The following is a 24,641-nucleotide window of genomic DNA, read 5'->3' as shown; positions in this document are numbered from 1 at the left end:
GCGCACGGGTGATCGCCGTAGGCGTGTTCTACAATCGGGGTTTGACCCCACGCTGGACCGTCATGCAAGACAAGATTCTCCAAGCCCTGCGCCGCAACGCGGCCGACGACGCCGCGCAGCTGGCCCGCGAGTGGATCCAGGCCGAGCCGGAGCAGCCGCAGGCGCACCGCTGGCTGGCCCTCTCGCTGCAGCAGCAGGGCCAGTTCGATGCGGCCCTGGACAGCCTCCAGCAGGCGCTGGCACTGGCCCCGGAAAACCCGGACCTGCACCTGCAGCATGCCGGCCTGCTGCTGGCCCTGCGCCAGTTCGACGCCGCCGACTCGGCGCTGGACCGCACCGCCACGCTGAACCCCAACGCGCTGGCCGCTTACCTGATGCAGGCGCACATGGCGCTGGCCCGCAACGACGTGGACGAGGCCGAGCGGGTCACCCGCACCGCCAGCCGGGTCGAGCCGGACCACCCCGAGCTGGCCGCCCTCACCGGCATGATCGCGCTGCGCCGTGGCGAGGGCGACCGTGCGGTGGCGCTGTTGTCGGCGGCCGCACAGGCGCTGCCCAACGACGCGCGCGTGCTGTACGCACTGGGCTTTGCCTACCTGGGCAAGGAGATGCTGGCCTTCGCCGAGCAGGCGTTCCGCCGCGTGCTCGACCTCAATCCGGCGCTCACCTCGCTGTTCGGCCTGCTGGTCCAGTTGCAGGTGCGCCAGGGCAACATCGACGGCGCGGCGGCGACCATGCGCCAGATCCTGGCCTCTGCCGAGGGGGACACCCCGGCGATGCGCCGCCTGGCCGGCGAGCTGGAATTGCAGTCCGGGCAGCCGTTGCAGGCCCTGGAACACCTGCTGCCGCTGCTGGAGCAGAGCCCCGCCGACCGCCAGACCCTGCAGCTGCTGCTGATGGCCTGGCAGCGCCTGGGCCGCGAGCAGCAGGCCCGCGACACCCTCGATGCGGTGCTGGAGACCCACCCGCAGCTGCACGACCTGTGGCTGGCGCGCCTGTCCATCGAAACGGTGGGCAGTGCCGACGCGGTGGCGGTGGCCGAGCGTTGGCTGCAGGCCATGCCCGCGCACCTGCCGGCGATGGAAACCCGCATGCGCCTGCACGACATGGCCGGCGAGAACGACGCCGCCGAAGCCGTGGCACGCCGCATCGTGGCGATCGAGCCGGGCCGCGCCAGTGGCGAGACCCGCATTGTCGATGCCCTGCTGGCGCGTGATCCCGCCGCGGCGGTGGCGCATGTGCAGGCCATCCATGACGCCGCGCATGATGACGCCAAGGGCACCCTGCGTGCGTGGCTGGGCTCGGTGCAGCACGAAGCCGGCCAGCACGCCGACGCGCTGCGCAGCTGGGTCGGCCTGCACGTGGCCGAGGCCGGCCAGCGCCTGCCGCTGCCGCCGCAGGCCAAGGCACCGCTGACCTGGCCGGACCTGGGCAGCATCAGCGAGGCCAATACCGCCCGCCCGATGTTCGTCTGGGGCGCTCCCGGCTCCGGCGTGGAACGGGTGATCGCCGCGATCGCGGCGGCCAGCCCGGTGCTGCGTGGCGACCGCTTCGGCCCCAATCCGCCCGACGATGCGTTCCAGAGCTACCACACCCTGCAGGACCTCTCGACCGGCAAGCTCAGCCCCGAACGGCTGGTGGAGCAGTGGCGCGAGCAGTTGCCGGCGCGTGGCCTGGCCGACGCCAACCTGATCGACTGGCTGCTGTGGTGGGACAACGCGCTGCTGTGGGCGCTGCGCCCGCAGTTGCCCGAAGGGCGCCTGCTGGTGGTGCTGCGCGATCCGCGCGACATGCTGCTGCACTGGCTGGCCAACGGCGCGCCGGCCCCGCTGGCGGTCACCTCCATCGACGAGGCCGCCGAATGGCTGGCACGCTCGCTGGCCCAGGTGGCCACGCTGCACGAACAGGATCTGTACCCGCACGCGCTGGTGCGCATCGATGACATCGGCAACGACCCGGCAGTGATGGCCGCGCACCTCGGCCACCTGTTCGGCACGCGCTTCCCGCCGGCGCCCTCGCTGGGGCCGCCACGCATGCCCAGCGGGGAATGGCGCCAGTATCGCGAGCTGATGGCACCGGCGTTCGCGCTGCTGACCCCCGTCGCCGTCCGTCTTGGCTATCCCGAACAGTAAGGACCCCCCATGCGCCTGAGCAGCACCAGCATCCACGCCGGCCAGCCGATCGCGGCCGAGTTCGCCGCCGGCGACGCCAACGGCTTCGCCGCCAACCGCAACCCGCAGCTGGCCTGGAGCGAGGTGCCCGAGGGCACCCGTTCGTTCGCCCTGCTGTGCGTCGATCCGGACGTGCCGACCGTGCCGGACACGGTCGGTCGCCACGATTGCAGCGTACCGCGCGACCAGCCGCGCGCTGATTTCGTCCACTGGGCGATGGCCGATATCCCGGCCAGCGTCCATGCCATCGCCGCGGGCAGCTGCAGCGATGGCTTCACGGTCAAGGGCAAAACCGCACCGGCCGGACCGGCGGGCGCGCGCCAGGGCCTGAACGACTTCACCGGCTGGTTCGCCGGCAATCCGGACATGGCCGGCCAGTACCTCGGCTATGACGGCCCGTACCCGCCGTTCAACGACGAACGCGTGCACCGCTATTTCTTCCGCGTGTTCGCCCTCGACGTGGCGCAGCTGGACCTGCCCACGCCGTTCACCGCGGCCGACGTGCACCGTGCGATGCACGGCCACGTACTGGCCGAAGCGACGCTGCACGGCACCTACACGCTGAACCCGGCGCTGGCCTGATCGGCGATCCGGCAGATGCCGGTGCAGGCCGGTCTGCCGGCACTACCCGGTCATGAAGAAGGGCGGCCCATGGGCCGCCCTTCGTCGTCTGCGGCGCGTGCGTGCCGCCCCGGCCGCGGACCGGCCAGCGGCCGGTACTCCGCGGTTACTTCTGTTCCGACTCGACCACCATGTCCAGCACGTACGCCAGCGACGAGCCATCGGCCGGCGGGTTGGCGATCGTGTAGCGCTTCACGCGCACCACGTTGCGCACGCCATCTTCGTGGGTGTAGCCCTCGATCGTGCCGTAGAAATTCTCGAACGCGCCCGGCGTGCCCTGCTTGAGGCCCTTGTCGTCGAATTTCACTTCGCGGGTCTGCAGGCACTGCATGTTCGGGATCATCGGGTGCGAGCACGGCTTGGTCTGCGCGGCCACCTCCAGGAATACCGTCTCGCCTTCACCGCCGTAGCGGGTTTCGGCGGTGGGCTCGGGGGTGAACACCAGCACGTCGCCGGTGGCGGTGCGCAGGGTCAGCTGGCCCTGGCCGGCCAGTTCGGCCTTGAGCGCGCCCTCCAGCCGCGAGCCCACGGCCTGGTCCAGCGCCATCAGCGCCTTGTCGGTGCAGGCCATCATGGTCGAGGCCATCGGCGTGACGGTCAGCGTGCCATCGGCCAGCGTGTAGCCGCCGCCCATGCGGTTGCAGGTGTTGCCCACCGACAGGCGGCCGTCCTTGAAGTCCAGCGTGACCGGCTTGTCGGCGCGCGCGAACAGCGCATCCACGCGCTTGCCGCTGGCATCGGTGGCGCTGTCCAGCAGCCAGTGGTTGCCCTGCAGGCGCTGCATGTCCAGCTTCTCCACGGCCTTGGCGTCGGCGGCGGCGGTCGGGGCCGGCGCCAGGTCATCGCCACCGGTACCGGCGGGGGCCGGGGTGGACGGGTTGCTGCAGGCGGCCATCAGGGCCAGCGGCAGGATCAGCATCAGGGTGCGGGTGCGTTTCATGGACATCTCCTTGGGAACCCGTGGAAAAACGGGGTGCAACGTGAAACGGGGTTGGCGCGCGCCGGTCGCGTTCAGTTGCCAGCAGGCAACCACAGCAGCAGGGCCGCACCGAGCGCGATGCGATAGAACGCAAACGCGGTGAACCGGTGCGACTTGATGTAGCCCAGCAGCCACTTCACTACGACGAACCCGGTGATGACCGCGGCAACGAAGGCCACGCCCACGTCGGTCCAGTTCTCGCTGGCCAGCTTGCCGTCCTTGGCCAGTTCCAGGAACGCATAGGCGCTGGCGGCGAACATGGTCGGGATGCCGACCAGGAACACGAACTCGGTGGCCGCCGCGCGCCGGCTCAGGCCGAACAGCATCGCGATGAAGATCGCCGCCGCCGAGCGCGAGGTGCCGGGGAACACGCCCGCCACCACCTGCGCCAGGCCGACCAGGATCGCCACCTTCCAGGTCACTTCCTCGCGGTCGGGCAGGCGCGCGCTGTAGGTCTCCACCAGGATCATCCAGAGGCCGCCGATGATCAGCGCCCACGCCACCGGCGTGACCGTCTCTGGCAGTTCCCAGCCGGCCAGGCGCACCGGCAGGCCGACGACCGCGGTGACCAGGAAGGCGGTGCCCAGCTTCATCACGTAGTCGCGGTTGGCGCGCTCGTGCAGGCCGGTGGCCAATGACCACAGGCGCTGGCGGAACACCAGGGTGATGGCCAGGATCGCGCCGGCCTGGATCACGATGTTGAAGAAGTCCGAGCGCGCGCCCAGCCAGTGCTGGGCGATCAGCAGGTGGCCGGTGCTGGAGATCGGCAGGAATTCGGTGAGGCCTTCGAGGATGCCCAGCAGGAGGGCGGAGAGCAGGTCGGACATCGGCGGTTGGGGCTCGGAATGGGTGAAATCGGCGTAGAGCATAAAACATCAAACGCCGCACCAAATGTGTGCGTGGTGCGGCCGTTGCACCATCGTGGTGCGCACCGTTCAGGCCCCAGTGCAGTGCACGTGCAGTGAAATCAACGACTTGTGAAGCCTCAAAAGTTGGCACGGCGATTGCTCTATCTATTCCACGCAATCATCCATCCGAGGGTTTCACCGATGTCCGTGGAAAACGTTGAGAAGCTGATCAAGGACAACCAGATCGAGTTCATCGACCTGCGTTTCGTCGACATGCGCGGTATCGAACAGCACGTCACCTTCCCGGTGAGCATCGTCGAGCCGTCCCTGTTCGAAGAAGGCAAGATGTTCGATGGCAGCTCCATCGCCGGTTGGAAGGGCATCAACGAATCGGACATGGTCCTGCTCCCGGACCCGGCCAGCGCCTACATCGACCCGTTCTACGCCGACCCGACCCTGGTCATCAGCTGCGACATCCTCGACCCGGCCACCATGCAGCCGTACGGCCGCTGCCCGCGCGGCATCGCCAAGCGCGCCGAGGCCTACCTGAAGTCCTCCGGCATCGCCGAACAGGCCTTCTTCGGTCCGGAGCCGGAGTTCTTCATCTTCGACTCGGTCCGCTTCGCCAACGACATGGGCAACACCTTCTTCAAGATCGATTCCGAAGAAGCGGCCTGGAGCACCGGCGACAAGTTCGACGGCGCCAACAGCGGCTATCGCCCGGCCGTGAAGGGCGGCTACTTCCCGGTCCCGCCGACCGACTCGCTGCACGACCTGCGCGCTGAAATGTGCAAGACCCTGGAACAGGTCGGCATCGAAGTGGAAGTGCAGCACCACGAAGTGGCCACCGCCGGCCAGTGCGAGATCGGCACCAAGTTCAGCACCCTAGTGCAGAAGGCCGACGAACTGCTGCGCATGAAGCACGTCATCAAGAACGTCGCCCACCGCAACGGCAAGACCGCCACCTTCATGCCCAAGCCGATCGTCGGCGACAACGGCAGCGGCATGCACGTGCACCAGTCGCTGTCCAAGGGCGGCACCAACCTGTTCTCCGGCGACGGCTACGGTGGCCTGAGCCAGCTGGCGCTGTGGTACATCGGCGGCATCTTCAAGCACGCCAAGGCCATCAACGCCTTCGCCAACTCCGGCACCAACAGCTACAAGCGCCTGGTCCCGGGCTTTGAAGCCCCGGTCATGCTGGCCTACTCGGCCCGCAACCGCTCGGCCTCGTGCCGCATTCCGTGGGTGTCCAACCCGAAGGCACGCCGCATCGAAATGCGCTTCCCCGATCCGATCCAGTCCGGCTACCTCACCTTCACCGTGCTGATGATGGCCGGCCTGGACGGCATCAAGAACCAGATCGATCCGGGCGCGCCGAGCGACAAGGACCTGTACGACCTGCCGCCGGAAGAAGAGAAGCTGATCCCGCAGGTCTGCTCCTCGCTGGACCAGGCCCTGGAAGCGCTGGACAAGGACCGCGAGTTCCTCAAGGCCGGTGGCGTGATGAGCGACGACTTCATCGATGGCTACATCGCGCTGAAGATGCAGGAAGTGACCCGCTTCCGCGCCGCCACCCACCCGCTCGAGTACCAGATGTACTACGCCAACTGAGCAACAGGCGACGATGACGAAGGACCTCCCTCCCACCTTCGTCATCGTCGCCGCTTTGTCGGCTGGGGAGCCGGCAAGGCAACCATGCGTAGAGCGGACCGTTGGTCCGCTGCGTGGAAAAAAAAGCGGACCGTTGGTCCGCTGCATGTGTAGAGCGGACCGTTGGTCCGCTGCACCACCAGGGGCAAGAGAGACCGGACGCGTGCCATGGGCCCATCCTCCCTCCCGCGTCACCAATGCCACCGCCCCCGGGCCGGCGGCATTGGCGAGGCCCATGCAACGTTCGGCGCACCAGTGGGCGGCCATGTGCAAGTGGCCGCCCGCTGACCTGACACCGGCCAGCAAGCGATCGCCGGTTCCATCCACCATCGGGACATGCGCATGAAATTGATCTCCGCCATCATCCGACCGTTCAAGCTCGACGAGGTCCGCGAGGCCCTCTCCGATGCGGGCGTGTCGGGCATCACCGTGACCGAAGTGAAAGGCTTCGGCCGCCAGAAGGGCCACACCGAGTTGTATCGCGGCGCGGAGTACGTCGTGGATTTCCTGCCGAAGATCAAGATCGAAACCGTGGTCACCGACGACCGCCTGGACGCGGTGGTCGAAGCGATCCAGAACGCGGCCGGCACCGGCAAGATCGGTGACGGCAAGATCTTCGTGACCGCGGTCGAACAGGTCGTTCGCATCCGCACCGGCGAAATCGGCGCTGACGCGCTCTAACCCCACTCGGAGCCCACAATGAAGACCTCTTTGTTCACCGGGTGGCAAGCCCGGTTCCATGCCGTGTGCCTGATGATGCTGATCAGCGCGCTGGCCGTTGGCGCGTTCTCCGGCAGCGCGCACGCCCAGGCCCAGGTCACCCCGGCGCCATCGGAAACCGTCGCCGTCGAGCCGCTGCCCGCCGCGACCCCGGCACCGGCAGCGGCCGTTGAAGCCGCCGCGGCCGCACCCACCTTCGACCACGGCGACGTGGCCTGGATGCTCACCTCCACCCTGCTGGTGCTGCTGATGGTGGTACCGGGCCTGGCCCTGTTCTACGGCGGCCTGGTGCGCTCCAAGAACGTGCTGTCCATCCTCAGCCAGATCCTGGTGGTGTTCTCGCTGATCCTGATCCTGTGGGTGGCCTACGGCTACAGCGCGGTGTTCAGCGAAGGCAACGCCTTCTTCGGTTCATTCACCGAGTTCGCCTTCCTCAAGGGCTTCAGCCCGGATTCGGTCGGCAACACGCCGATCAAGGGCCTGCCCGACTACCTGTTCGTCGCCTTCCAGTCCACCTTCGCCGGCATCACCACCGCGCTGATCGTCGGTGCGTTCGCCGAGCGCATCAAGTTCAAGGCGGTCCTGCTGTTCTCGGCGCTGTGGTTCACCCTGAGCTACATCCCGATGGCCCACATCGTGTGGGGCGGCGGCTACCTGGGTGAGATGGGCGCGATCGATTTCGCCGGTGGCACCGTCGTGCACATCAACGCGGGCGTGGCCGGTCTGGTCGGCGCGTACTTCGTCGGCAAGCGGATTGGTTATGGCCAGACCGCGCTGAAGCCGCACAACGTGCCGTTCACCTACATCGGCGCGATGCTGCTGTGGGTGGGCTGGTTCGGCTTCAACGCCGGCTCGGCCGCCGCCGCCGACACCGTCGCCTCGCTGGCCTTCATCAACACCATCCTCGCCACTGCCGCCGCGGTGCTGGGCTGGACCCTGGTCGAAGCGGTCAGCAAGGGCAAGCCCTCGGCCCTGGGCGCGGCATCCGGCGCCGTCGCCGGCCTGGTCGGCATCACCCCGGCCTGCGGCACCGTCGGCCCGCTCGGCGCGATCGTGATCGGCCTGGTGGCCGGCGTGGTCTGCGTGTGGGGCGTGACCGGCCTCAAGCGCCTGCTGCGCGTGGACGACACCGCCGACGTGTTCGGCGTGCATGGCATCGGCGGCATCGTCGGCGCGCTGCTCACCGGTGTGTTCAGCGCACAGTCGCTGGGCGGCACCAAGGCCGACCTGGACATCGGCCACCAGGTCTGGGTGCAGCTGGTCAGCGTCGGCTTCACCATCGTCTGGTGCGCCGTGGTCACCGCGGTGATCCTGCTGGTGGTGCGCATGGTGTTCGGCCTGCGCGTCACCGAAGAAGCGGAACGCACCGGCCTGGATGTCACCTCGCATGGCGAATCGGCCTACGAGGCCTGATCGCCGCCACCGCTTGGTGCCGGGCGTTGCCCGGCACCGACAGAAACAAGAAACGAGAGAGAGAGACGTTGTACTTTCGCCGGCGGCCTTCGGGTCGCCGGTTTTTTTTTGTTTGGGCGCATCGCCAACAGTCGCCACGTATGGTGTGGCGCCACGGCTGTTGCGCGCCGCCCTCGACGGAGTCGACGCCCGGCAACCTCGCGCCGAATCGCGCACAATGCGCGCATGCGCCAGATCCGACCCCTGCTGTCACTGTTCGCCTGCCTGCTGCTCGCCGCCTGCGCCAGCACCGGCATCCGCAGCCCGCTTGCCACCTGGGTGGCATCGCCCAATCACAACGCGCGTGGCCCGGTCATCATCGTGCTGCACCACACCGACCAGCACTCGGTGCAACAGAGCCTGGACACCCTGCGCAGCGCCAACAGCGGCGGCAAGGTCAGTTCGCATTACCTCGTCGGTGCCGACGGCCATCTCTACCAGCTCGTGGGGGATGACCGCCGCGCGTGGCACGCCGGCCCCGGCCGTTGGGGCGCGATCACCGATCTGAACTCGGCGTCCATCGGCATCGAGATCGACAACGACGGCGACACCCCGTTCGCGCCCGCGCAGATCGACGCGTTGATCCGCCTGCTCGACGACCTGTGCACGCGCCTGCGCATCCCGCGCACGCAGGTGATCGGCCATGCCGACCTCGCCCCTGCGCGCAAACAGGACCCGAGCCGCTTCTTCCCGTGGCAGCAACTGGCCCAGGCCGGTTTCGGCGTATGGCCACGTGACAGCGACGGCCCGGTCCCGCCCGGTTTCGACCCGTGGCTGGCGCTGCAGGCGTTCGGCTATCCGCTGGACGATCGCGATGCCGCCGTCGGCGCGTTCCATCGCCGCTTCCGCAGCCGCGATGACCTGCCCGCCACGCTGGATGCCGACGACGCCCGCATCCTGCACTCGCTACTGCAGCAGTCGCCTTGACCCCAGGCCGCCCCGTAGAGCCGACCGTTGGTCGGCTGCACGTCGCATCGACCCATCGCGCGGTTCCCGCGCCAGCCGACCAACGGTCGGCTCTACCATCTCAGGACCCTCGCTCATGACGACCACGCGCATCTCCGATGCCTGCAAGCGCCCCGCGCTGCTCATCCTGTGGCTGGCCCTGCTCACCAGCTGCGCCGTCGCCCCGCAGCGCCCCAGCGTGCCCGCCAGCCCCTACCTCAAGGCCGACTGGAAGGCCCTGCCGGCCGTCTCCGATGCCGACCTGCAGGCGGGTTTCGCGGCGTGGCGCAGCAGTTGCCCGCGCCTGAAGACCGATGCCACGTGGGCGTCCACCTGTGCTGCGGCCAACCACCTCGACGGCACGCCCGCGGCCATCCGCCAGTTCCTGCAGGAACGCCTGGACGTCTACGCCCTGCGCGCGGCCGGCAACCGCGCCGACGGCCTGATCACCGGCTACTACGAGCCCATCTATCCCGGCAGCCTCGTCCGTACCGCCAAGGCGACGGTGCCGGTGTACGGCGTGCCCACGGACATGGTCAGCGTGCAGCTCGACAGCCTCTACCCCGAACTCAAAGGCAAGCGCCTGCGCGGTCGCGTCGAGGGGCGCGTACTCACGCCCTATGACGATGCCGCCACGATTGCCACCCATGGCGCCAAGGCGCCGGTGCTGGCCTGGCTCACCCACCCGATGGACCTGCAGTTCCTGCAGATCCAGGGTTCGGGCCGTATCGTCCTCCCGGATGGCCGCCACCTGCGCATCGCCTACGCCGACCAGAATGGCCACCCCTACCGGCCGATCGGGCGCTGGCTGGTGGAGCAGGGCGAGCTGAAGAAGGAGGACGTCACCATGGACGCGATCCGCGCCTGGGCGGTTGCCCATCCGGCACGCGTGCCCGAGCTGCTCGCGAGCAACCCCAGCTACGTGTTCTTTACCAAGGGCCCGGACGGCGACGACGGCCCGCGCGGCTCCTTGAACGTGCCGCTCACCGCCGGCTACAGCGTCGCGGTGGACCGCACCGTGGTGCCGCTGGGCAGCCTGCTGTGGCTGTCCACCACCCGCCCGGACGGCACCCCGGTGGTACGCCCGGTGGCCGCGCAGGACACCGGCGGCGCGATCGCCGGCGAAGTGCGCGCCGACCTGTTCTGGGGCACCGGCGACGCCGCCGGTAAGCTGGCCGGGGACATGAAGCAGAAGGGCAGCATCTGGATGCTGTGGCCGAAGGGCGCGGCGTTGCCGAAGGCACCCTAAGCGCTACCCGCCCTCGTGCGGTGGGCGCGTGCGCCGCAGCGTGGCCATGCCGGCGCTGGCGACGGCCCCGGCGTGAGGCCCGCTTCACGCTGCGGTCCTATGCTCGCCGCTGGCATTCCTTCCGGATGCCCTTGGCAAGGTAACCCGGTCCCATGAGCGCACACCCCGAGCTTTTCGACGTCATCATCGTGGGCGGCAGCTACGCTGGCATGTCGGCCGCGCTGCAACTGCTCCGCGCGCGCCGCAGCGTCCTGGTCATCGACGCCGGCACGCCGCGCAATCGCAACGCGTTGGCCGCCCATGGCTTCCTCGGGCGCGAAGGCATGGCGCCGTCGGATATCGCCGCGCAGTCGCGTGCCGAACTGATGCGCTATCCCACCCTGGCCTGGCTCACCGGTCGCGCGGTCCGTGCAGAGCGCGTGGACGGCGGCAAGCGCTTCCAGGTCCAGTGCGAGGCGGGCCAGGGCTTTTCGGCGCGCCGGCTCATCCTGGCCTACGGCGTCACCGACGCACTGCCCGCCATCGACGGCCTCGCCGAGCGCTGGGGCAGGAGCGTGCTGCACTGCCCGTACTGCCATGGCTATGAACTTCAGGAAGGCCGCATCGGCGTGGTCGGCTGCTCCGACGATGGCGGTGCGGGGCAAGCGTTGCTGCTATGCGACTGGGGCAATGTCACCCTGTTCTGCCGCGATGCCGCGCGGATCGATCCGGCGCAGAAGGCGCGGCTGGATGCCTGCGGGGTGATCATCGAAACAACGCCGTTGCTGCGCGTGGACGACACCGCCACTGCCGTGCTTGCCGATGGTCGCCGTATCGTCACCGATGCGTTGTTCGTCGCCCCCGTCTCGCGCCTGTCCTGCGACCTGGCCGAGCAACTGGGCTGCGGGCTGCAGGACGCCGGCTGCATCACCGCCGATTCGGCCAAGCAGACCACCGTGGAGGGCGTGTTCGCCTGCGGCGATGCGGCCCGCATGGCCGGCAACATCGCGCTGTCGGTCGGCGAGGGCGCGCTGGCCGGCGTGGCCGTGCATCATTCGCTGGTGGGCCTGCTGGACTGAGCGAGTAGCGTCGCCCCACGGCGGCTGGCGCGGGTCTGCGCCGCCCGCGTTATTCCTTCACCACCGGTGCGGACCTGTAGAGCGCCGCGATGTCGGGAATGAAACCTTCCGGGCTGGCACCCACCAGGTTGGTCAGCACAATCACCGCCAGGCGCTCCTTCGGGTAGACGATGAACGCAGCGCGCCCCCCACCGATGCCAGCCACCTGCGGGTCTTCCGGCGACGCGCCGAGCACGGGCCACCCGGCCGCCCAGCGCCCGTCGGCCCCGCTGTTGAGCTTTTCCGGTGTCCACATGGCCTGGACACTGGCGGGAGTGATCAGGCGGCCATCGGTGAGTGCGATGATCCAGTCCGCCAGTTGTCCTGCCGTGGTCTGGATCCCTCCACCCGTACGCAGCCCCGGGGGCAGATCGTCGATCCAATGGGCCAGGCGATCATCGTCCCCCTCCACCAGTGGCCGGCGTCGTGAGTAGCTGTAGATGGTCGCCGCGTTGGGAACCAGGTCGTAGCTGTCGCCGAACACCGATGTGCGCATGCCGGCCACCTTGAACTGGTGTTCGGCGACGTACTGCGGGTAAGGCATGCTGGCCTGTCGGGTGATGAGCCTGGCCAACAGCGCGTAGTTGGTCTGGTTGTAGGCGAACGTGTCGCCGGTGGGCGCATCCATCGGCAGCGCCGCTACCGCGGCCCACGCCTGCTGCTCGGTTCCGCCGCCGATCAGGCCCTGCCGGTCGACGATGTTGGGAAGCCCCGAGGTATGGGCCAGCAGCTGACGCACGCGGATGCCACGCCACGTGTCGGGAAGGCCGTCGAGGTAGCGGGAGATGGGCGCATCCAGCGCCACCTGTCCGGCCTCGGCGAGCTGCATCAGCGCGACGCCGGTGAACGATTTGGTGGCGGAATTGATCGGGAACAGCGTGGCCGCGGTCACCGGAATGCGGTTCTCCACGTTGGCCAGGCCATAGTGCTCCAACAGCACGACGTGGCCGTCCTTGACGACGGCGATCTGCAGGCCGGGGATGCGCGCCTCCTTCATCGTCCGCTGTATCGATTGCCGGGCCATCGCGTTGGATGTCTCCCACGTGCTGGCTGCGGTGCAAAGCAGTGGCGTCGACAGCACTATGGCGGTGAACAGGGCACGCAGGCATTGCTGTGCTGACAAGGTGACGCTCCTTGGGTCATGTTGCGAAGGATGGATCGGCATGCATCTGCGCCGATGACACGCTCAGTGCGGTGGCAGGTCGACCTGCAGGGCGGCCAGGGCTTCGCTGGCGCTCCTGCTCGTCGGATCCAGCCGCAACGCGGTCTGGTAGTGCTGGCGGGCATCCGCGCGTCGCCCGGAGGCGCGGTAGGCCTCGCCGAGGCTGCCATGCGCAACCAGCAACAGCACCTTGCCCTCCCGGGCGACCAGCACGGTGCCGTTGAAGCCGCGGCGGTCGGCATAGCTGTCGACCAGGTCGCGCAGCTGCCCGGCGGTGTCGGGGCCCTTGGCCCCGGCCAGGAAACTGCACAGCAACACTGCAACACCGCACACACATGCAACAAGGCGCATACGTCGGGCTACGAAGCGGAGTCGGATGCTGTTGTAACCTTGACTACATTTGTAGTCAAGCGGCGCGCTGCGGGCCGCGTCGAGGACGATCCATCGGCCGGGGACGGGTTGAAAAAGCCAGCGGCTTGCTTGATAAGCATGCTGGGGACGGACGCATGTGCAGACGTCCGATCCGCCTTCAACCGGAATTCTTCCATGCAACCGACAGATGCGTACCTAGAACTTGTCAACGCCCTGGAGGCGCTGCGCTCGGCCTCCGTCGCAGACCTCGTCGCGCGCGTGGACCAGCCACACACCACGCGATCCCTGGTGATCGGTGGTGAGCCCGTCGAACTGGAGACCGTGCTGACCTGGGCGGATCCGGCAAGGACGGCCATACTGGCCACGGCCCACCTGCGCGGCCCCGGTACGTGGCACCACCAGCACATGCAGGAGAGCATCCGCATCGCCATTACCCCCGCTCCGCGATATTTCAGGCACTGGGCAGAATCGGTCCTTGGCGAGGGCGTGGCGATGATGGAGTTGAAAGGGGAATGGGTTGTCCGCCAGGTCGAAATCTATGGCCCGCACCGAATCTGGTGCGACGAGAGCGGCCAGAGCGATGACCGATTCATGCTGGCCGACCAACCGATTTCAGTCCTCGAGCTGGACGCCGTCGATGAGATCAGTGCAGGCGAGTTCGAGGACGCATGGAACTCGGCCAGGGAATCGTCCGGAACGCGTTGATTGCCATGGGCGACGTGGATTGGCTCGCTCGCGCGCAATGTCGCTGGCGGTGCGCGGATCCAGGTCGGGTGGAGGCCGAATCAACCCGCCCACGTCATCCTGATCGGGCCCAGCCCGGGTCGTTTTGCACTACATTGGTGCAATGACCCCGACGCTCCCGCCTCCCGCCCTCGACGTCCTCGGCACTCCGGTCGCCTGGGCCGACGCCGCCGGGCGCGTGGTCGGCTGCAACCCCGCTTTTGCCCGTTGGCTGGGCGTCAGCGTGCGCCGTCTGCTTGGCCAGCCGCTCGCGTCGCTGGAAGTGCAGGGCGAGGCGCTGGCGCACTTCCTGGCCCGCGACGAGCGCGACACCCTGCGCTTGCACCGTCTCGCACTGGCCCTGCCGGGCGACGCCCCGCGCTTTGCCGAAGGCTGGCTGAGCCGCTGGGACGCGGGCGGCTGGTTGCTGGAAGCGCACCCGGTCGATGAATTCCCCGGGCTCGACCCGACCCAGGCCCTGCCCAGCGCACTGAGCGCCGCGCTCAAGGGCCTGGCCCACGAGCTGCGCAACCCGCTGGCCGGGTTGAAGGGCGCGGCCCAGTTGCTGGCCAGGCGCAACGCGCAGCGCGCCGCCGATGAGCGCGACCCCGCCGAGCGCGAGCTGATCGAGCTGATCGGCTCGGAAATCGAGCGCCTCAACGGCCTGCTCGAACAACTGCTGTCGCCGGCACCGGCCGCGCCGCATGCGCCGCTCAACATCCACGCCTCGCTGGAGCGCGTGCTGCGCCTGGCCGAGAGCGAAGGTGGCTGGGCGGTGCGCCTGCAGCGCGACTACGACCCCAGCATTCCCGAGTTCCACGGCGACGCCGACCGCCTCACCCAGGCGGTGTGGAACCTGGTGCGCAATGCGATCCAGGCGGGTGCGGGCAGCGTGACGCTGCGGACCCGCGTCGAACACGGCGTGCGCATCGGCGACCAGCTGCACCCGTTGGCGCTGCGCCTGGAGATTGCCGACGACGGCCGCGGCGTGCCCGAGCAGTTGGCCGAGCACCTGTTCCTGCCGCTGGTCAGCGGCCGTGCCGAAGGCACCGGGCTGGGCCTGGCACTGGCCCAGCAGGTCGCGCGCGAACACCGTGGCACGCTCACCTACCGCTCGCGTCCGGGGCATACCGTATTCACCGTGCTGGTGCCGATCGGGCACGGCACGCCCACCGAGGAGGCCGCCCATGGCGGATGACACCGACCGCGCCGCCCAGCGCGTCTGGGTGGTGGACGACGACCGCGCCGTGCGCTTCGTGCTGTGCACCGCCTTGCGCGATGCCGGCTACCGGGTCGAGGGCTTCGACGGCGCCGCCTCGGCGCTGGCCATGCTCGATACCCAGCCGCCGCCGGACCTGCTGTTCACCGACGTGCGCATGCCCGGCGACGATGGCCTGGTGTTGCTGGACAAGCTCAAGGCCGCGCACCCGCACCTGCCGGTGATCGTGATGTCGGCCTACACCGACGTGGCAAGCACTGCGGGCGCGTTCCGCGGCGGTGCGCAGGAATTCCTGTCCAAGCCGTTCGACCTCGATGACGCGGTCGCGCTGGCGCAGCGCGTGCTGCCCGAGCCGGATGCCCTGGCGTCCGCGCCCCTGCCCACCGCTGCCGCACCCGGCGCCGACCAGCGCCCGCAGCTGGTCGGCGATACCCCGGCCATGCGCGCGCTGTTCCGCGCCATCGGTCGCCTGGCGCAGGCGCCGCTGTCGGTGCTGATCAACGGCGAAACCGGCACCGGCAAGGAACTGGTCGCGCACGCGCTGCACCATGAGTCGCCGCGCGTGCAGGGGCCGTTCGTGGCGCTCAACACCGCCGCCATTCCCGCCGAGCTGCTGGAAAGCGAACTGTTCGGCCACGAGGCCGGTGCGTTCACCGGCGCGCAGCGTCGCCATGTCGGCCGCTTCGAGCAGGCCAACGGCGGCACGCTGTTCCTCGATGAAATCGGCGACATGCCGCTGCCCTTGCAGACGCGCCTGCTGCGCGTGCTGGCCGAAGGCGAGTTCTTCCGCGTCGGCGGGCGCGAACTGATCCGCGTCGACGTGCGGGTGATTGCCGCCACCCACCAGGACCTGGAGTCGCTGGTCGCGCAGGGCCGCTTCCGCGCCGACCTGCTGCACCGCCTGGACGTGGTGCGGCTGCGCCTGCCGCCATTGCGCGAGCGCCGCGACGACATCGCCCAGCTCGCCGATACCTTCCTGGCGGCCGCCGCGCGCAAGCTCGACACCTCCCCCAAGCGGCTCACTGCCGCCGCCCTGCAGGCCATGCGCGAACACGACTGGCCCGGCAACGTGCGCGAGCTGGAAAACGTGTGCTGGCGAATGGCCGCGCTGGCCGCGTCGGACACCATCGGCGTGGCCGACGTGGACAGCGCGCTGCACCGCGGCGGTGGTGCGCGCAGCACGTGCGCTGGCGGCGACCCGGGCCAGTGGGAAACCCTGCTTTCCACCTGGGCGCGGCAGCGCCTGGCCGAGGGCGCCGAAGGCCTGCATGCGCAGGTGCGCGAACGGGTCGACCAGGCCCTGCTCGAAGCGGCCCTGCAGATCACCCACGGGCGTCGTGCCGAGGCGGCCGCCCGCCTGGGCATGGGCCGCAACACACTGACCCGCAAGCTCGGCGCCGGTCGCCGTCGCGGCGGATGAACCCCCTGTCCACACCGCGTGTGCGCGGTGTCCGCGCTGCTTTCATGGTGCGTGGACGCGCACGCCGCTAGTTTGCAACCAAGGAGTTTTCCATGCGCAGTTCCCGTATCGCCCTCGTTGCCCTGGCCACGCTCGGTCTCGCCGCCTGTGGCAGCACGCCGCCGACGCGTCCGACCGCTCCGCCGGCCGTGCCGCTGGTGAGCACCGCGCGCATGGCCGAAGCCAACCTGGCCCCGGCGTCGGCCAGCCTGGTCAGCGGCCGGTTGGCGCTGGTGCCCGATGCGCAGGGCGTGCACATCACCGGCATGATCGGTGGCCTGCAGCCACTGCAGGTGGCCGCCTTCCACGTGCACGAGCGCGGTGACTGCAGCGCCGTGGATGCCAGCAGCGCGGGCGCGCATTTCAATCCGACCCTGCAGCCGCATGGTCGCAACAACGGCGGCATCCACCACGCCGGCGACATGGACAACCTGCGCGCCGATGCGCAGGGCCGGGTCAACGTGGATGTGCGCCTGCCAGCGGTTACCCTGGGCGGCGGCGCAGCCACCGATATCGCAGGACGTGCACTGGTCGTGCACGCCAATGCCGACGATTACCGCAGCCAGCCGGCCGGCAATGCCGGCGCCCGAATCGCCTGCGGCGTCATCCGGGTCATGCGCTGAACGCGCACCCCACCGACGTCGCTTCTTCCATCGCTACCCGCAAGGAGATCCACATGCGTCTTATCCACACCTCGCTGTTCGTCGCCATCGCCGCGCTCGGCCTGACCGCCTGCAACAAGCCGGCCGACACCACCCCGGAGGCCACCCCGGCCGCCGAAGCCACCGCCGCGCAGCCGACCGCCGAAGCCACCACCGATGCCCCGCCGGCCATGACCAGCGAAGCGCACGCCAACCACGGCGCCGTCGCCGAACTGGCCCCGACCAAGGACAGCACCGCCAAGGGCAACGTGACCTTCAGCGTGGTCGACGGCAAGGTCCACGTGAAGGGGCAGGTCAGCGGCCTGAAGCCGAACTCCGAGCATGGCTTCCACATCCACGAGAAGGGCGACTGCAGCGCGCCGGACGGCGCCAGCGCCGGCGGCCACTTCAACCCGTCCAAGGAAGACCACGGCAATGTCAGCGCCACCCCGCACCACGGCGGTGACATTCCCAACATCAAGGCCGACGCCCAGGGTAATGCCGTGGTCGATGCCGACGTGTCCAGCAACGTCAACATCGGCAAGGGCGACGATTTCGACATCATCGGTCGCGGCCTGATCGTCCACGCCGACGCGGACGACTACAAGACCCAGCCGACCGGCAACGCTGGCGCCCGCCTGGCCTGCGCGGTGATCAACGCCGCGCCGTAAACCGACGCAGCGCATGAAGAAAAACGCCGGCGCAAGCCGGCGTTTTTTTTGTGCGGGTGGAGCCGCGCCATGCGTGGCTGCGACGGCCGCCCATCCCCTCCGCGGGGCGCCGGCCAACGGCCGGCAGCACGTCATTTCGTCAACAACGCGCGCGCATCCTGCCCGGCTTCGCAATGCACGAACAGCACCGGCAACCCGTGCGCTTCCAGCACCGCGGCCATCTGCCGCTGACGCATCAGGTACTGCTCGTAGATGCCCTGCAGGCGATCGCAATCGCCGGTGCCGTGGTTGTAGAACGCACACCAGCCGGCCGGATCGAACAGCGCCATACGCACTTCGCCATCGGCGTATCGAAGCAGCGGCTCCGGCGTGCTGTCCAGCCACTGCGCATCCTGCGGCGCCATCAGCGCCGTCTCGATCAGCGGCCACAGCGCGGCCAGGCCCTGGTTGTCGTACTGCATGGACATCATCGCGGCGAGGTCGTTCACCGTGAAGTAGCGCGCATGCTCGATCTGCGCGCCGAAGGCGGTCTGCGCCTGCAGCGCGGTGTCGGGCTGGGCCATGCCCTGGGCCAGCAGCACGTCTTCCAGCGCCTCGGCCACGGCCCGGGTCTGGGCCACCTCGGTGCCGGTCAACAGGAACGGCACCACGCGCAGGCCACCGCCGGTGAGGGCGGCATCGGCCTGGAACGGCAACGGCACGTCGCCGTCGGCACCCGCGCCAAAGGCCAGCATGCGTGGGCCCTGGTTGCGGCCCGGGGCGCGCATCTGCAGTTCTTCCAGGCGGCGGTGCACCGGCCAGCCGGGCCGCAGCACTTCAGCAGGATCGAAATGCGCGCCGGCGAACACGAAGTCCAGCCCGCTCACGCCGGGGACCAGTTTGGCCAGGTCGCGGCCCACGCGTTCGGCCAGTTCGCCAGCCTGTTCGGAGGACAGCGCGGCATGGCGCGGCGCGTCGCCGCCGGCCAGTTCCAATGCCAGTACGCCTAGGGCATTCATGCCGGGGTCGGGTTTGCTCATGGTTTCACGGTTGGCCCATCACAGGGCGGCAGCTACACTTGCCCCCATTATGCCTGCTCCTTCGTGCAGGCCATGTTGCAGACACCCCTCCCATGCCAGGTATCTCCATGCCCAACGCCCGTCCCGTCGCCATCCTCGGTGGCGTCCGCATCCCGTTCTGCCGCCAGAACACGGCCTATTCGGATGTCGGCAACCTCGGCATGTCGGTACGCACGCTGGGTGCGCTGGTCGAGCGCTTCGGCCTGCACGGCCAGCAGCTCGGCGAAGTGGCGATGGGCGCGGTGATCAAGCATTCCAGCGACTGGAACCTCGGCCGCGAGGCCACGCTGTCCTCGGGCCTGTCCCCGCTCACCCCGGGCATCACCATGCAGCGTGCCTGCGGCACCTCGCTGGACACGATCATCGCGGTGGCCAACAAGATCGCGCTGGGCCAGATCGAATCGGGCATCGGTGGCGGTTCGGACACCACCTCCGACGTGCCGATCGTGTACGGCAAGAAGCTGCGCGCGCGCCTGCTGGCGGCCAATCGCGCCAAGTCCACCGGCGACAAGCTCAAGGCGCTCACCCGCGGTTTCAAGCTCAGCGAGCTCAAGCCGGAGTTCCCCGGCGTGGCCGAGCCGCGCACCGGCAAGAGCATGGGCGACCACTGCGAGGACATGGCCAAGGAATGGAACATCTCGCGCGACTCGCAGGACGAGTGGGCGGTGTCTTCGCACAAGAAGCTGGCCGCCGCCTATGAGCGCGGTTTCTTCAACGACCTGATCGCACCGTTCCGTGGGGTGGAGCGCGACAACATCCTGCGCGCGGACACCTCGCTGGAAAAGCTGGCCACGCTCAAGCCGGCCTTCGACAAGGTCTCCGGCCGCGGCACGCTGACCGCCGCCAACTCCACCCCGCTCACCGATGGCGCCTCGGCGGTGCTGCTGGCCAGCGAGGAATGGGCGCGTGCGCACGGCCACGAGCCGCTGGCCTACCTGCGCGATTCGGAGGTGGCCGCGGTCGATTTCGTGCATGGCGAGGGCCTGCTGATGGCCCCCACCATCGCCGTGCCGGAGATGCTCAAGCGCAACGGCCTGACCCTCCAGGACTTCGACATCTACGAGATCCACGAAGCCTTCGCCGCCCAGGTGCTGTGCACCCTGCGCGCGTGGGAAAGCGAAGATTACTGCCGCAACCGTCTTGGCCTCGACGCCCCGCTGGGCCGCATCGATCCGGCCAGGATCAACCCGCTGGGCTCCTCGCTGGCCACCGGTCATCCGTTTGCCGCCACCGGCGCGCGGGTGATCGCCACGGCCGCCAAGCAGCTGGCCGAACGTGGCGGTGGCCGCGCGCTGGTGTCCATCTGCACCGCCGGCGGCATGGGCGTGGTGGCGATCGTCGAACGTTGAACACCCGGCGCGCAATACGCGCCTCCCCATGGAAAGGCGCCAAGGAGCAGGATGGAAAGGCGCCAAGGAGCAGGGAATGCACACACGCCACACGCCGTACCGCGGCCTGATTGTCCTGGCCGCACTGTCGCTGGCCGCACCGGCCAGCGCGTTGACCTTCATGAAACAGGCCTTCGAGTGCCCGATCGGCGGCGAGCGCTTCGAGCAGACCACGCCGAGCTCGGGCACCTCGTTCGGCAGTGAGTTCGATGCCCGCCCCTTCGGACCGATCTCCTCGCCGTGGCGGCTGCCGCAATGCCCCGGCAACGGCATGATCATCTACGATCCGGACCTGGATGCGGCCAGCGTGCGCAAGCTCACCCCGTTCGTGCTCGGCAAGCAGTACCAGCAGTGGCGCACCACCGAGACGCCTTACTTCCTGGTCGCGCAGATGATGCAGTTCCTTGATGCACCGGTGGCCAACCAGGCCTGGGTGATGCTGCAGGCCAGCTGGGAGGCATCCCCGGCCCAGTACCCGCGCTATGCCGGCCGCGCGCTGGCGCTGTACGAGCAGACCTGCCCGGATGCCGCGCCCGGCCCTGGCCCATGGCAGTTCTGTCAGATGATCCGCGGCGAACTGGAACGACGTCTGGGGCGCATGGACGCCGCGCGTGTGCGTTTCCAGCGCCTGGGGCCGCAATTGCGCGCCCAGCCGCTGGACGAGGCCGATGAGCAGCAGATGCGCTTGGACGTGGTCGCCGAGCAGCTGCGCCTGATCGAGGCGGGCAACCGCCGCCCTGCGCGCCTTCCCGACAAGGACCGCTGAGCCGGCGGCGCGACGGCGCCGCGCGCACGAAAAAGGCCGCCTCTGGCGGCCTTTATCGTGGTCCGATGCGGGCCCGGCTGAGCGCGCCGGGATCGCTCCATTTCGCTGTCCTGGCCACGCTGGGCAACCTCGCCTCGGAGGCGCGAGCGCCGAAAGCGGCGTAGCGACGCAACGGACGTGACCCACCACGAGGGGCGCACGGCGGCGCCCCCGTGTCGGCGCGCCTTACGGCAGGCGCGGGTTGCCGAATGCGTCGCGCTCGTCGCCCACGCGGTCGTGCACCACCAGCGGTGCCGGTTCACTCATCAACGACTGTTCCTCCACGGTGGCGCGTTCGGGAATCACCGCATCCAGCGGTGCCGCCAGCGGCGCACTCGCGCGCGCCAGCGCGATGCTGTCATCGCCACGCTGCTGGCGCAGCGCGTTGGCGAAGCACTGCGAGGCCAACGCCGGTTCACCACGATCAAGGAACACCTGCCCCAGCGCTTCCCACGCGGCCGGCCCGGCGCCTGCGGCGATCGCGCGGTGCAGGTAGTCCTCGGCCTGGGTGTGCTGGCGCTGGCGCGCAGCGACGCGGCCCAGCGCCAGCAGCAGCGCCGGGCTGGCCGGTTGGTTGCCCAGCCAGCGCTGCAGGTTGGCCTGGCGGGTGGCCAGCTTGTCCACCGGCATCTGCCCGTACAACGTCACCAGCGATTCGTCCCAGCGCGTGTCCAGCGCCTGTTCCAGGTTGAGCAGCGCCGGCTCGTCCCACTCCAGCGCCACCGCACGCAGCGCGTAGGCCGAGACCACGTCCGGATCGCTGCGCAGTGCCTTCGGCGTGGCTTCCCATTGCGCGGCCAGCGCGTTCACGTCGCCCGCTTCCAGCAGCGACTGCGCGGCCAGGCGGGTTTCCAGTTCGGCCACGGCCTCGTCCGGCAGCACCTTCTGCTTGCGCAGCGCGCCCAACTGGCCGTAGGCCTCGTGCGCACGTTCGGCACGTGCCAGTGCTTCGGTGCGCAGCCACAGGCCGCGCGGCGGCAGCGGCTGGATGGTCGCGGTATCCAGCAGGTTGATCGCGTCCACCGGGCGCTCCTGCTGCAGCAGGCGCTCGGCCTGCAGCAGCGCGTGCAGGGTGGCATCCTCGCCCGCCAGGCGCTGCAGGTACTGGTTGACCGCAGCCTGGTCATCGCGCGCTTCGGCGCTGCGCACGGCGGTCACCATCGCCACCGCGCTCACTTCCTTGTCTTCGGCGGCGGTCGCCAGCAGCTTCTCGGCGCGCTGCCACTGGCCCTGTTCGTGCGCCTGGATGCCTTCGATCAGGCGGGCGCGGCCCTGCTTGCGGCGGTAGCGGCCCCAGGCCCGGAACGGCGAGGCCAGCAGGCTCCACAGCAGCCACAGCACCAGCAGGCCCACCAGCACCATCAATGCCACCTGCGGCACGGTGGAACGGTAGTCGTTGCCGCCGTAGCGGTAGATCACTTCGCCAAACTGGCGCAGTTGCTCGGTGCCCAGGAATTGCGAGGCGATCACGCCCAGGGCCACGGCCAGCAACAGCACTACTAGGGATTGGAAGGGCTTCATCGATCATCTCCATCGCGCATCGAGCGCAGTTGCTGCAGGGTGCTGCCCAGTTCGGGCAGCGCGGGCTGCAGCACGCGCATGCGCAGTTGCTGCAGTTCAGCACGACGCTCGCGCAGGGCGGGTGAATCCGGCCACAGCCGCGGCAGCCACAGGGCGACGCGGTCCACCGCATGGGTGAACCCGGGCTGGTCGCCGCGTTCCACCGCCGCGCGCGCCAGGGTCAGTTCCAGCTGCAGTGCGTCCCAGCCGGTCACCCGTTCGGCGTCGGTCAGCGGGCCCTGCGTGTGGGTGGGGGTAATGGTCACGAACGGCGCCAGCACCTGGTGCCACCACGGCGTGGCCGCCTCCGCGCCGGGCACCGCGTCCACCTGCTGCGGCAGCCGCTCCAGCGCCTTGGAGAACGTGGCCAGCTGTGCGGCGGTGCTGACCCGCACGCCGGGGCCGAGTGCATCCACCGCGTTGCGCTCCTGCATCAACGCCTGGCGCACATTGAGGTAGTCGTTGCCCGGGACGTCGGCCAGGGTGCTGGCGGCCAGTGCATACAGGCGCTTGGCGCCCTCCACGTCATCGGCATAGGCCAGGCGCTGGGCGGCCTGGCCCAGCAGCAGTTCGGTTTCTTCCAGCTGCAATGCCTGCGCGCCATGCCGGGTGCTGTCGGCGAGCTTGGCCAGGTTGTCTTCCAGCAGCGCGCTGCGCTGGCTCAGGCCCAGCATTTCGTCGCGCAGCACGCGGTTGGTGGCGGCGGCATCCTGCACGCGCTGCGAGGTCGAGCGCTGGTCGCGGCGCAGCGCCTCCACGCTGTCCACCAACCCCTGCAGCTGCAGCCCGGTATCGGCCTGGCGCTGCAGCTCGCGGGCCTGCTCGGCCTGCCAGCGGGTCCAGCCCCAGGCCACGCCCGCGCCGATCACCAGCAGCACCGCAAGCGGGGCGATCCAGCGCACGGAGGGGGAGGGGGACGGGGGCGAAACGGGGTCGTTCATGCGGGCGGCATCCTTATCGATCGCGCCGGGGCATCCACAAGCTGGCGAGCGATGTGGTGCACAGCATCGCCCGCCGCCCGCGCGGCCTGCAAGGCCGACTGCGTCGCCTGTTCAGGAAGTTGCGGTAGTGATGATCGCAGCGTGTGCGGCCTGCGCCAGCTGGCGTGGTAGGGGCCCCTCGGCCAGCCGTACCCGTGCGAAGCCGGCGGCCCGGGCCTGCTCGGCCAGGCGTGCGCTGGCGGCCACCACCACCGCCTCCCGCAGCGGCGCCTGCAGGTCCTGCGGCAACGCGACCAGCAGCAGCGCCAACGCCTCGCCACTGCTCAGGGCCAGCACCCACGGCGGCGCGCTGTGCCGCAGCCGTTGCAGGGTGCGCGCCGGCAGTGCCAGCGGCACGCGCTGGTATACGTCGGCGCGATGCAGGTGCGCGCCGCGCTCGACCAGCGTGGTCGCGATGATCCCGCGCCCGCCCGGGGCGGTGACCAGCCCGGCCTCCAGGCCGCGCAGGTCGGCCAGTGCCGGCAGGGCCAGCAGGCCTTCGCTGTCCATCCGTGCGGGGGCCTGTACCTCCTCGGCCCCGTGCATGCGCAGCGCTGCGGCGGTACCGGCGCCCACCGCCAGCCAGGTGCCCGGATGGGCGCCCGCCAGCGGCTGCAGGCGCGCGGCCGCGTGGACCGCCGCCGGGCTGCTGAACACCACCCGCTGCGCGGCCAGCGCACGGCTCAGCTGCGCGCGGGTGGCCGCATCGGCGCGCACCTGCAGTGCCCACGGCGACAACGCCAGCACGCGCGCACCGGCGGCCTGCGCGGCGCGCCGCAACGGCGCGTGCTGGCCGCGCGGGCGCAGTGAAATCAGGGTCCACTCCGGCACATGTGCATCACTGTTCATTGCGGGCATTATGCGAGCCCTT

General features: G+C 69.5%; 23 protein-coding genes. 15 read left to right on the top strand and 8 right to left on the bottom strand.

Translation table 11 applies throughout. The features are described from left to right. Window positions 1-62 precede the first annotated feature (62 nt). Window positions 63-2,132, top strand: coding sequence for a tetratricopeptide repeat protein (locus AC06FD_RS11920; RefSeq protein WP_478077914.1), 2,070 nt, complete (start codon window positions 63-65; stop codon window positions 2,130-2,132). Window positions 2,133-2,141: 9 nt separating this feature from the next. Next, on the top strand, window positions 2,142-2,753 hold the full coding sequence (locus AC06FD_RS11915; RefSeq protein ID WP_478077913.1) for a YbhB/YbcL family Raf kinase inhibitor-like protein: 612 nt from the start codon (window positions 2,142-2,144) through the stop codon (window positions 2,751-2,753). Between the two features lie 145 nt (window positions 2,754-2,898). Here the strand turns inward: AC06FD_RS11915 and AC06FD_RS11910 are convergent, their stop codons facing one another. Further along, the gene (locus AC06FD_RS11910; RefSeq protein ID WP_259206903.1) at window positions 2,899-3,732 is read right to left on the bottom strand and encodes an META and DUF4377 domain-containing protein; all 834 of its coding nucleotides are present in this window, start codon (window positions 3,730-3,732) and stop codon (window positions 2,899-2,901) included. 71 nt (window positions 3,733-3,803) lie between these two features. Next, window positions 3,804-4,598, bottom strand: coding sequence for an undecaprenyl-diphosphate phosphatase (locus AC06FD_RS11905; RefSeq protein ID WP_478077971.1), 795 nt, complete (start codon window positions 4,596-4,598; stop codon window positions 3,804-3,806). Between the two features lie 222 nt (window positions 4,599-4,820). Here AC06FD_RS11905 and glnA point away from each other — a divergent pair, with 222 nt between their 5' ends. The 6 genes from glnA (at window position 4,821) to AC06FD_RS11875 (ending at window position 11,693) form a co-directional block, all read left to right on the top strand. Further along, a complete protein-coding gene (gene glnA, locus AC06FD_RS11900) occupies window positions 4,821-6,230 on the top strand; it encodes a type I glutamate--ammonia ligase (protein WP_259206899.1) in 1,410 nt (469 codons plus the stop codon). Between the two features lie 381 nt (window positions 6,231-6,611). Beyond that, window positions 6,612-6,950, top strand: a complete 339-nt coding sequence (locus AC06FD_RS11895; RefSeq protein WP_026070924.1) for a P-II family nitrogen regulator — start codon at window positions 6,612-6,614, stop codon at window positions 6,948-6,950. Window positions 6,951-6,968: 18 nt separating this feature from the next. Then, window positions 6,969-8,402 (top strand): ammonium transporter, encoded by a 1,434-nt coding sequence (locus AC06FD_RS11890; protein ID WP_259206894.1) that lies wholly within the window; start codon window positions 6,969-6,971, stop codon window positions 8,400-8,402. Window positions 8,403-8,627: 225 nt separating this feature from the next. Beyond that, window positions 8,628-9,368: an N-acetylmuramoyl-L-alanine amidase gene (locus tag AC06FD_RS11885; RefSeq protein ID WP_478077912.1), complete on the top strand. Its 741-nt coding sequence runs from the start codon at window positions 8,628-8,630 to the stop codon at window positions 9,366-9,368. A gap of 115 nt (window positions 9,369-9,483) precedes the next feature. Next, complete coding sequence (gene mltA, locus AC06FD_RS11880) at window positions 9,484-10,635, top strand: murein transglycosylase A (protein WP_478077911.1); 1,152 nt, start codon at window positions 9,484-9,486, stop codon at window positions 10,633-10,635. Window positions 10,636-10,787: 152 nt separating this feature from the next. Then, window positions 10,788-11,693, top strand: a complete 906-nt coding sequence (locus AC06FD_RS11875; protein ID WP_478077910.1) for an NAD(P)/FAD-dependent oxidoreductase — start codon at window positions 10,788-10,790, stop codon at window positions 11,691-11,693. 49 nt (window positions 11,694-11,742) lie between these two features. Here AC06FD_RS11875 and AC06FD_RS11870 read toward each other — a convergent pair whose 3' ends face one another. Both AC06FD_RS11870 and AC06FD_RS11865 read right to left on the bottom strand, forming a co-directional pair. Further along, entirely contained in the window at window positions 11,743-12,897 is a 1,155-nt protein-coding gene (locus AC06FD_RS11870) for a serine hydrolase domain-containing protein (protein WP_478077909.1), read from the bottom strand. Window positions 12,898-12,918: 21 nt separating this feature from the next. Next, the gene (locus AC06FD_RS11865; protein WP_478077908.1) at window positions 12,919-13,212 is read right to left on the bottom strand and encodes a tetratricopeptide repeat protein; all 294 of its coding nucleotides are present in this window, start codon (window positions 13,210-13,212) and stop codon (window positions 12,919-12,921) included. Window positions 13,213-13,440: 228 nt separating this feature from the next. Here AC06FD_RS11865 and AC06FD_RS11860 point away from each other — a divergent pair, with 228 nt between their 5' ends. From AC06FD_RS11860 to AC06FD_RS11840, 5 genes are all read left to right on the top strand, one after another. Continuing rightward, a complete protein-coding gene (locus AC06FD_RS11860; protein ID WP_478077907.1) occupies window positions 13,441-13,971 on the top strand; it encodes a hypothetical protein in 531 nt (176 codons plus the stop codon). A 142-nt stretch (window positions 13,972-14,113) separates the two neighbouring features. Next, entirely contained in the window at window positions 14,114-15,187 is a 1,074-nt protein-coding gene (locus tag AC06FD_RS11855) for a two-component system sensor histidine kinase NtrB (RefSeq protein ID WP_259206886.1), read from the top strand. After that, window positions 15,177-16,628 (top strand): nitrogen regulation protein NR(I), encoded by a 1,452-nt coding sequence (gene ntrC, locus AC06FD_RS11850; RefSeq protein ID WP_478077906.1) that lies wholly within the window; start codon window positions 15,177-15,179, stop codon window positions 16,626-16,628. Before AC06FD_RS11855 ends, ntrC begins: the two co-directional genes overlap by 11 nt. 92 nt (window positions 16,629-16,720) lie before the next feature. Then, window positions 16,721-17,290: a superoxide dismutase family protein gene (locus AC06FD_RS11845; protein WP_259206884.1), complete on the top strand. Its 570-nt coding sequence runs from the start codon at window positions 16,721-16,723 to the stop codon at window positions 17,288-17,290. 53 nt (window positions 17,291-17,343) lie between these two features. Further along, window positions 17,344-17,979: a superoxide dismutase family protein gene (locus tag AC06FD_RS11840; protein WP_259206883.1), complete on the top strand. Its 636-nt coding sequence runs from the start codon at window positions 17,344-17,346 to the stop codon at window positions 17,977-17,979. A gap of 131 nt (window positions 17,980-18,110) precedes the next feature. On the opposite strand, the gene AC06FD_RS11835 is transcribed toward AC06FD_RS11840, so the two are convergent. After that, on the bottom strand, window positions 18,111-18,998 hold the full coding sequence (locus AC06FD_RS11835; protein WP_259206882.1) for a hypothetical protein: 888 nt from the start codon (window positions 18,996-18,998) through the stop codon (window positions 18,111-18,113). A gap of 92 nt (window positions 18,999-19,090) precedes the next feature. Here AC06FD_RS11835 and AC06FD_RS11830 point away from each other — a divergent pair, with 92 nt between their 5' ends. Then, window positions 19,091-20,386, top strand: a complete 1,296-nt coding sequence (locus tag AC06FD_RS11830; protein ID WP_478077905.1) for an acetyl-CoA C-acetyltransferase — start codon at window positions 19,091-19,093, stop codon at window positions 20,384-20,386. A 76-nt stretch (window positions 20,387-20,462) separates the two neighbouring features. Then, window positions 20,463-21,191, top strand: a complete 729-nt coding sequence (locus AC06FD_RS11825; protein WP_478077904.1) for a hypothetical protein — start codon at window positions 20,463-20,465, stop codon at window positions 21,189-21,191. 225 nt (window positions 21,192-21,416) lie between these two features. Here the strand turns inward: AC06FD_RS11825 and AC06FD_RS11820 are convergent, their stop codons facing one another. From AC06FD_RS11820 to AC06FD_RS11810, 3 genes are all read right to left on the bottom strand, one after another. Continuing rightward, on the bottom strand, window positions 21,417-22,751 hold the full coding sequence (locus AC06FD_RS11820; RefSeq protein ID WP_478047435.1) for a heme biosynthesis HemY N-terminal domain-containing protein: 1,335 nt from the start codon (window positions 22,749-22,751) through the stop codon (window positions 21,417-21,419). Next, entirely contained in the window at window positions 22,748-23,731 is a 984-nt protein-coding gene (locus AC06FD_RS11815) for a uroporphyrinogen-III C-methyltransferase (RefSeq protein ID WP_478077903.1), read from the bottom strand. The genes AC06FD_RS11820 and AC06FD_RS11815 overlap by 4 nt, the downstream gene beginning before the upstream one ends. 111 nt (window positions 23,732-23,842) lie before the next feature. Then, on the bottom strand, window positions 23,843-24,619 hold the full coding sequence (locus AC06FD_RS11810) for a uroporphyrinogen-III synthase (RefSeq protein WP_478077902.1): 777 nt from the start codon (window positions 24,617-24,619) through the stop codon (window positions 23,843-23,845). Between the last annotated feature and the right edge of the window lie 22 nt (window positions 24,620-24,641).

The organism is Stenotrophomonas sp. Steno-Z1, assembly GCF_056393175.1.
Note: the sequence above shows the minus strand (reverse complement) of the source record. Positions and strands in the feature narration are given on the sequence as shown.

Coding starts and splice junctions, on each gene's coding strand:
- AC06FD_RS11920 (WP_478077914.1), top strand. CDS start 63: ATGCAAGACAAGATTCTCCAAGCCCTGCGCCGCAACGCGGCCGACGAC.
- AC06FD_RS11915 (WP_478077913.1), top strand. CDS start 2,142: ATGCGCCTGAGCAGCACCAGCATCCACGCCGGCCAGCCGATCGCGGCC.
- AC06FD_RS11910 (WP_259206903.1), bottom strand. CDS start 3,732: ATGAAACGCACCCGCACCCTGATGCTGATCCTGCCGCTGGCCCTGATG.
- AC06FD_RS11905 (WP_478077971.1), bottom strand. CDS start 4,598: ATGTCCGACCTGCTCTCCGCCCTCCTGCTGGGCATCCTCGAAGGCCTC.
- glnA (WP_259206899.1), top strand. CDS start 4,821: ATGTCCGTGGAAAACGTTGAGAAGCTGATCAAGGACAACCAGATCGAG.
- AC06FD_RS11895 (WP_026070924.1), top strand. CDS start 6,612: ATGAAATTGATCTCCGCCATCATCCGACCGTTCAAGCTCGACGAGGTC.
- AC06FD_RS11890 (WP_259206894.1), top strand. CDS start 6,969: ATGAAGACCTCTTTGTTCACCGGGTGGCAAGCCCGGTTCCATGCCGTG.
- AC06FD_RS11885 (WP_478077912.1), top strand. CDS start 8,628: ATGCGCCAGATCCGACCCCTGCTGTCACTGTTCGCCTGCCTGCTGCTC.
- mltA (WP_478077911.1), top strand. CDS start 9,484: ATGACGACCACGCGCATCTCCGATGCCTGCAAGCGCCCCGCGCTGCTC.
- AC06FD_RS11875 (WP_478077910.1), top strand. CDS start 10,788: ATGAGCGCACACCCCGAGCTTTTCGACGTCATCATCGTGGGCGGCAGC.
- AC06FD_RS11870 (WP_478077909.1), bottom strand. CDS start 12,897: ATGCCGATCCATCCTTCGCAACATGACCCAAGGAGCGTCACCTTGTCA.
- AC06FD_RS11860 (WP_478077907.1), top strand. CDS start 13,441: ATGCAACCGACAGATGCGTACCTAGAACTTGTCAACGCCCTGGAGGCG.
- AC06FD_RS11855 (WP_259206886.1), top strand. CDS start 14,114: ATGACCCCGACGCTCCCGCCTCCCGCCCTCGACGTCCTCGGCACTCCG.
- ntrC (WP_478077906.1), top strand. CDS start 15,177: ATGGCGGATGACACCGACCGCGCCGCCCAGCGCGTCTGGGTGGTGGAC.
- AC06FD_RS11845 (WP_259206884.1), top strand. CDS start 16,721: ATGCGCAGTTCCCGTATCGCCCTCGTTGCCCTGGCCACGCTCGGTCTC.
- AC06FD_RS11840 (WP_259206883.1), top strand. CDS start 17,344: ATGCGTCTTATCCACACCTCGCTGTTCGTCGCCATCGCCGCGCTCGGC.
- AC06FD_RS11835 (WP_259206882.1), bottom strand. CDS start 18,998: ATGAGCAAACCCGACCCCGGCATGAATGCCCTAGGCGTACTGGCATTG.
- AC06FD_RS11830 (WP_478077905.1), top strand. CDS start 19,091: ATGCCAGGTATCTCCATGCCCAACGCCCGTCCCGTCGCCATCCTCGGT.
- AC06FD_RS11825 (WP_478077904.1), top strand. CDS start 20,463: ATGCACACACGCCACACGCCGTACCGCGGCCTGATTGTCCTGGCCGCA.
- AC06FD_RS11820 (WP_478047435.1), bottom strand. CDS start 22,751: ATGAAGCCCTTCCAATCCCTAGTAGTGCTGTTGCTGGCCGTGGCCCTG.
- AC06FD_RS11815 (WP_478077903.1), bottom strand. CDS start 23,731: ATGAACGACCCCGTTTCGCCCCCGTCCCCCTCCCCCTCCGTGCGCTGG.
- AC06FD_RS11810 (WP_478077902.1), bottom strand. CDS start 24,619: ATGAACAGTGATGCACATGTGCCGGAGTGGACCCTGATTTCACTGCGC.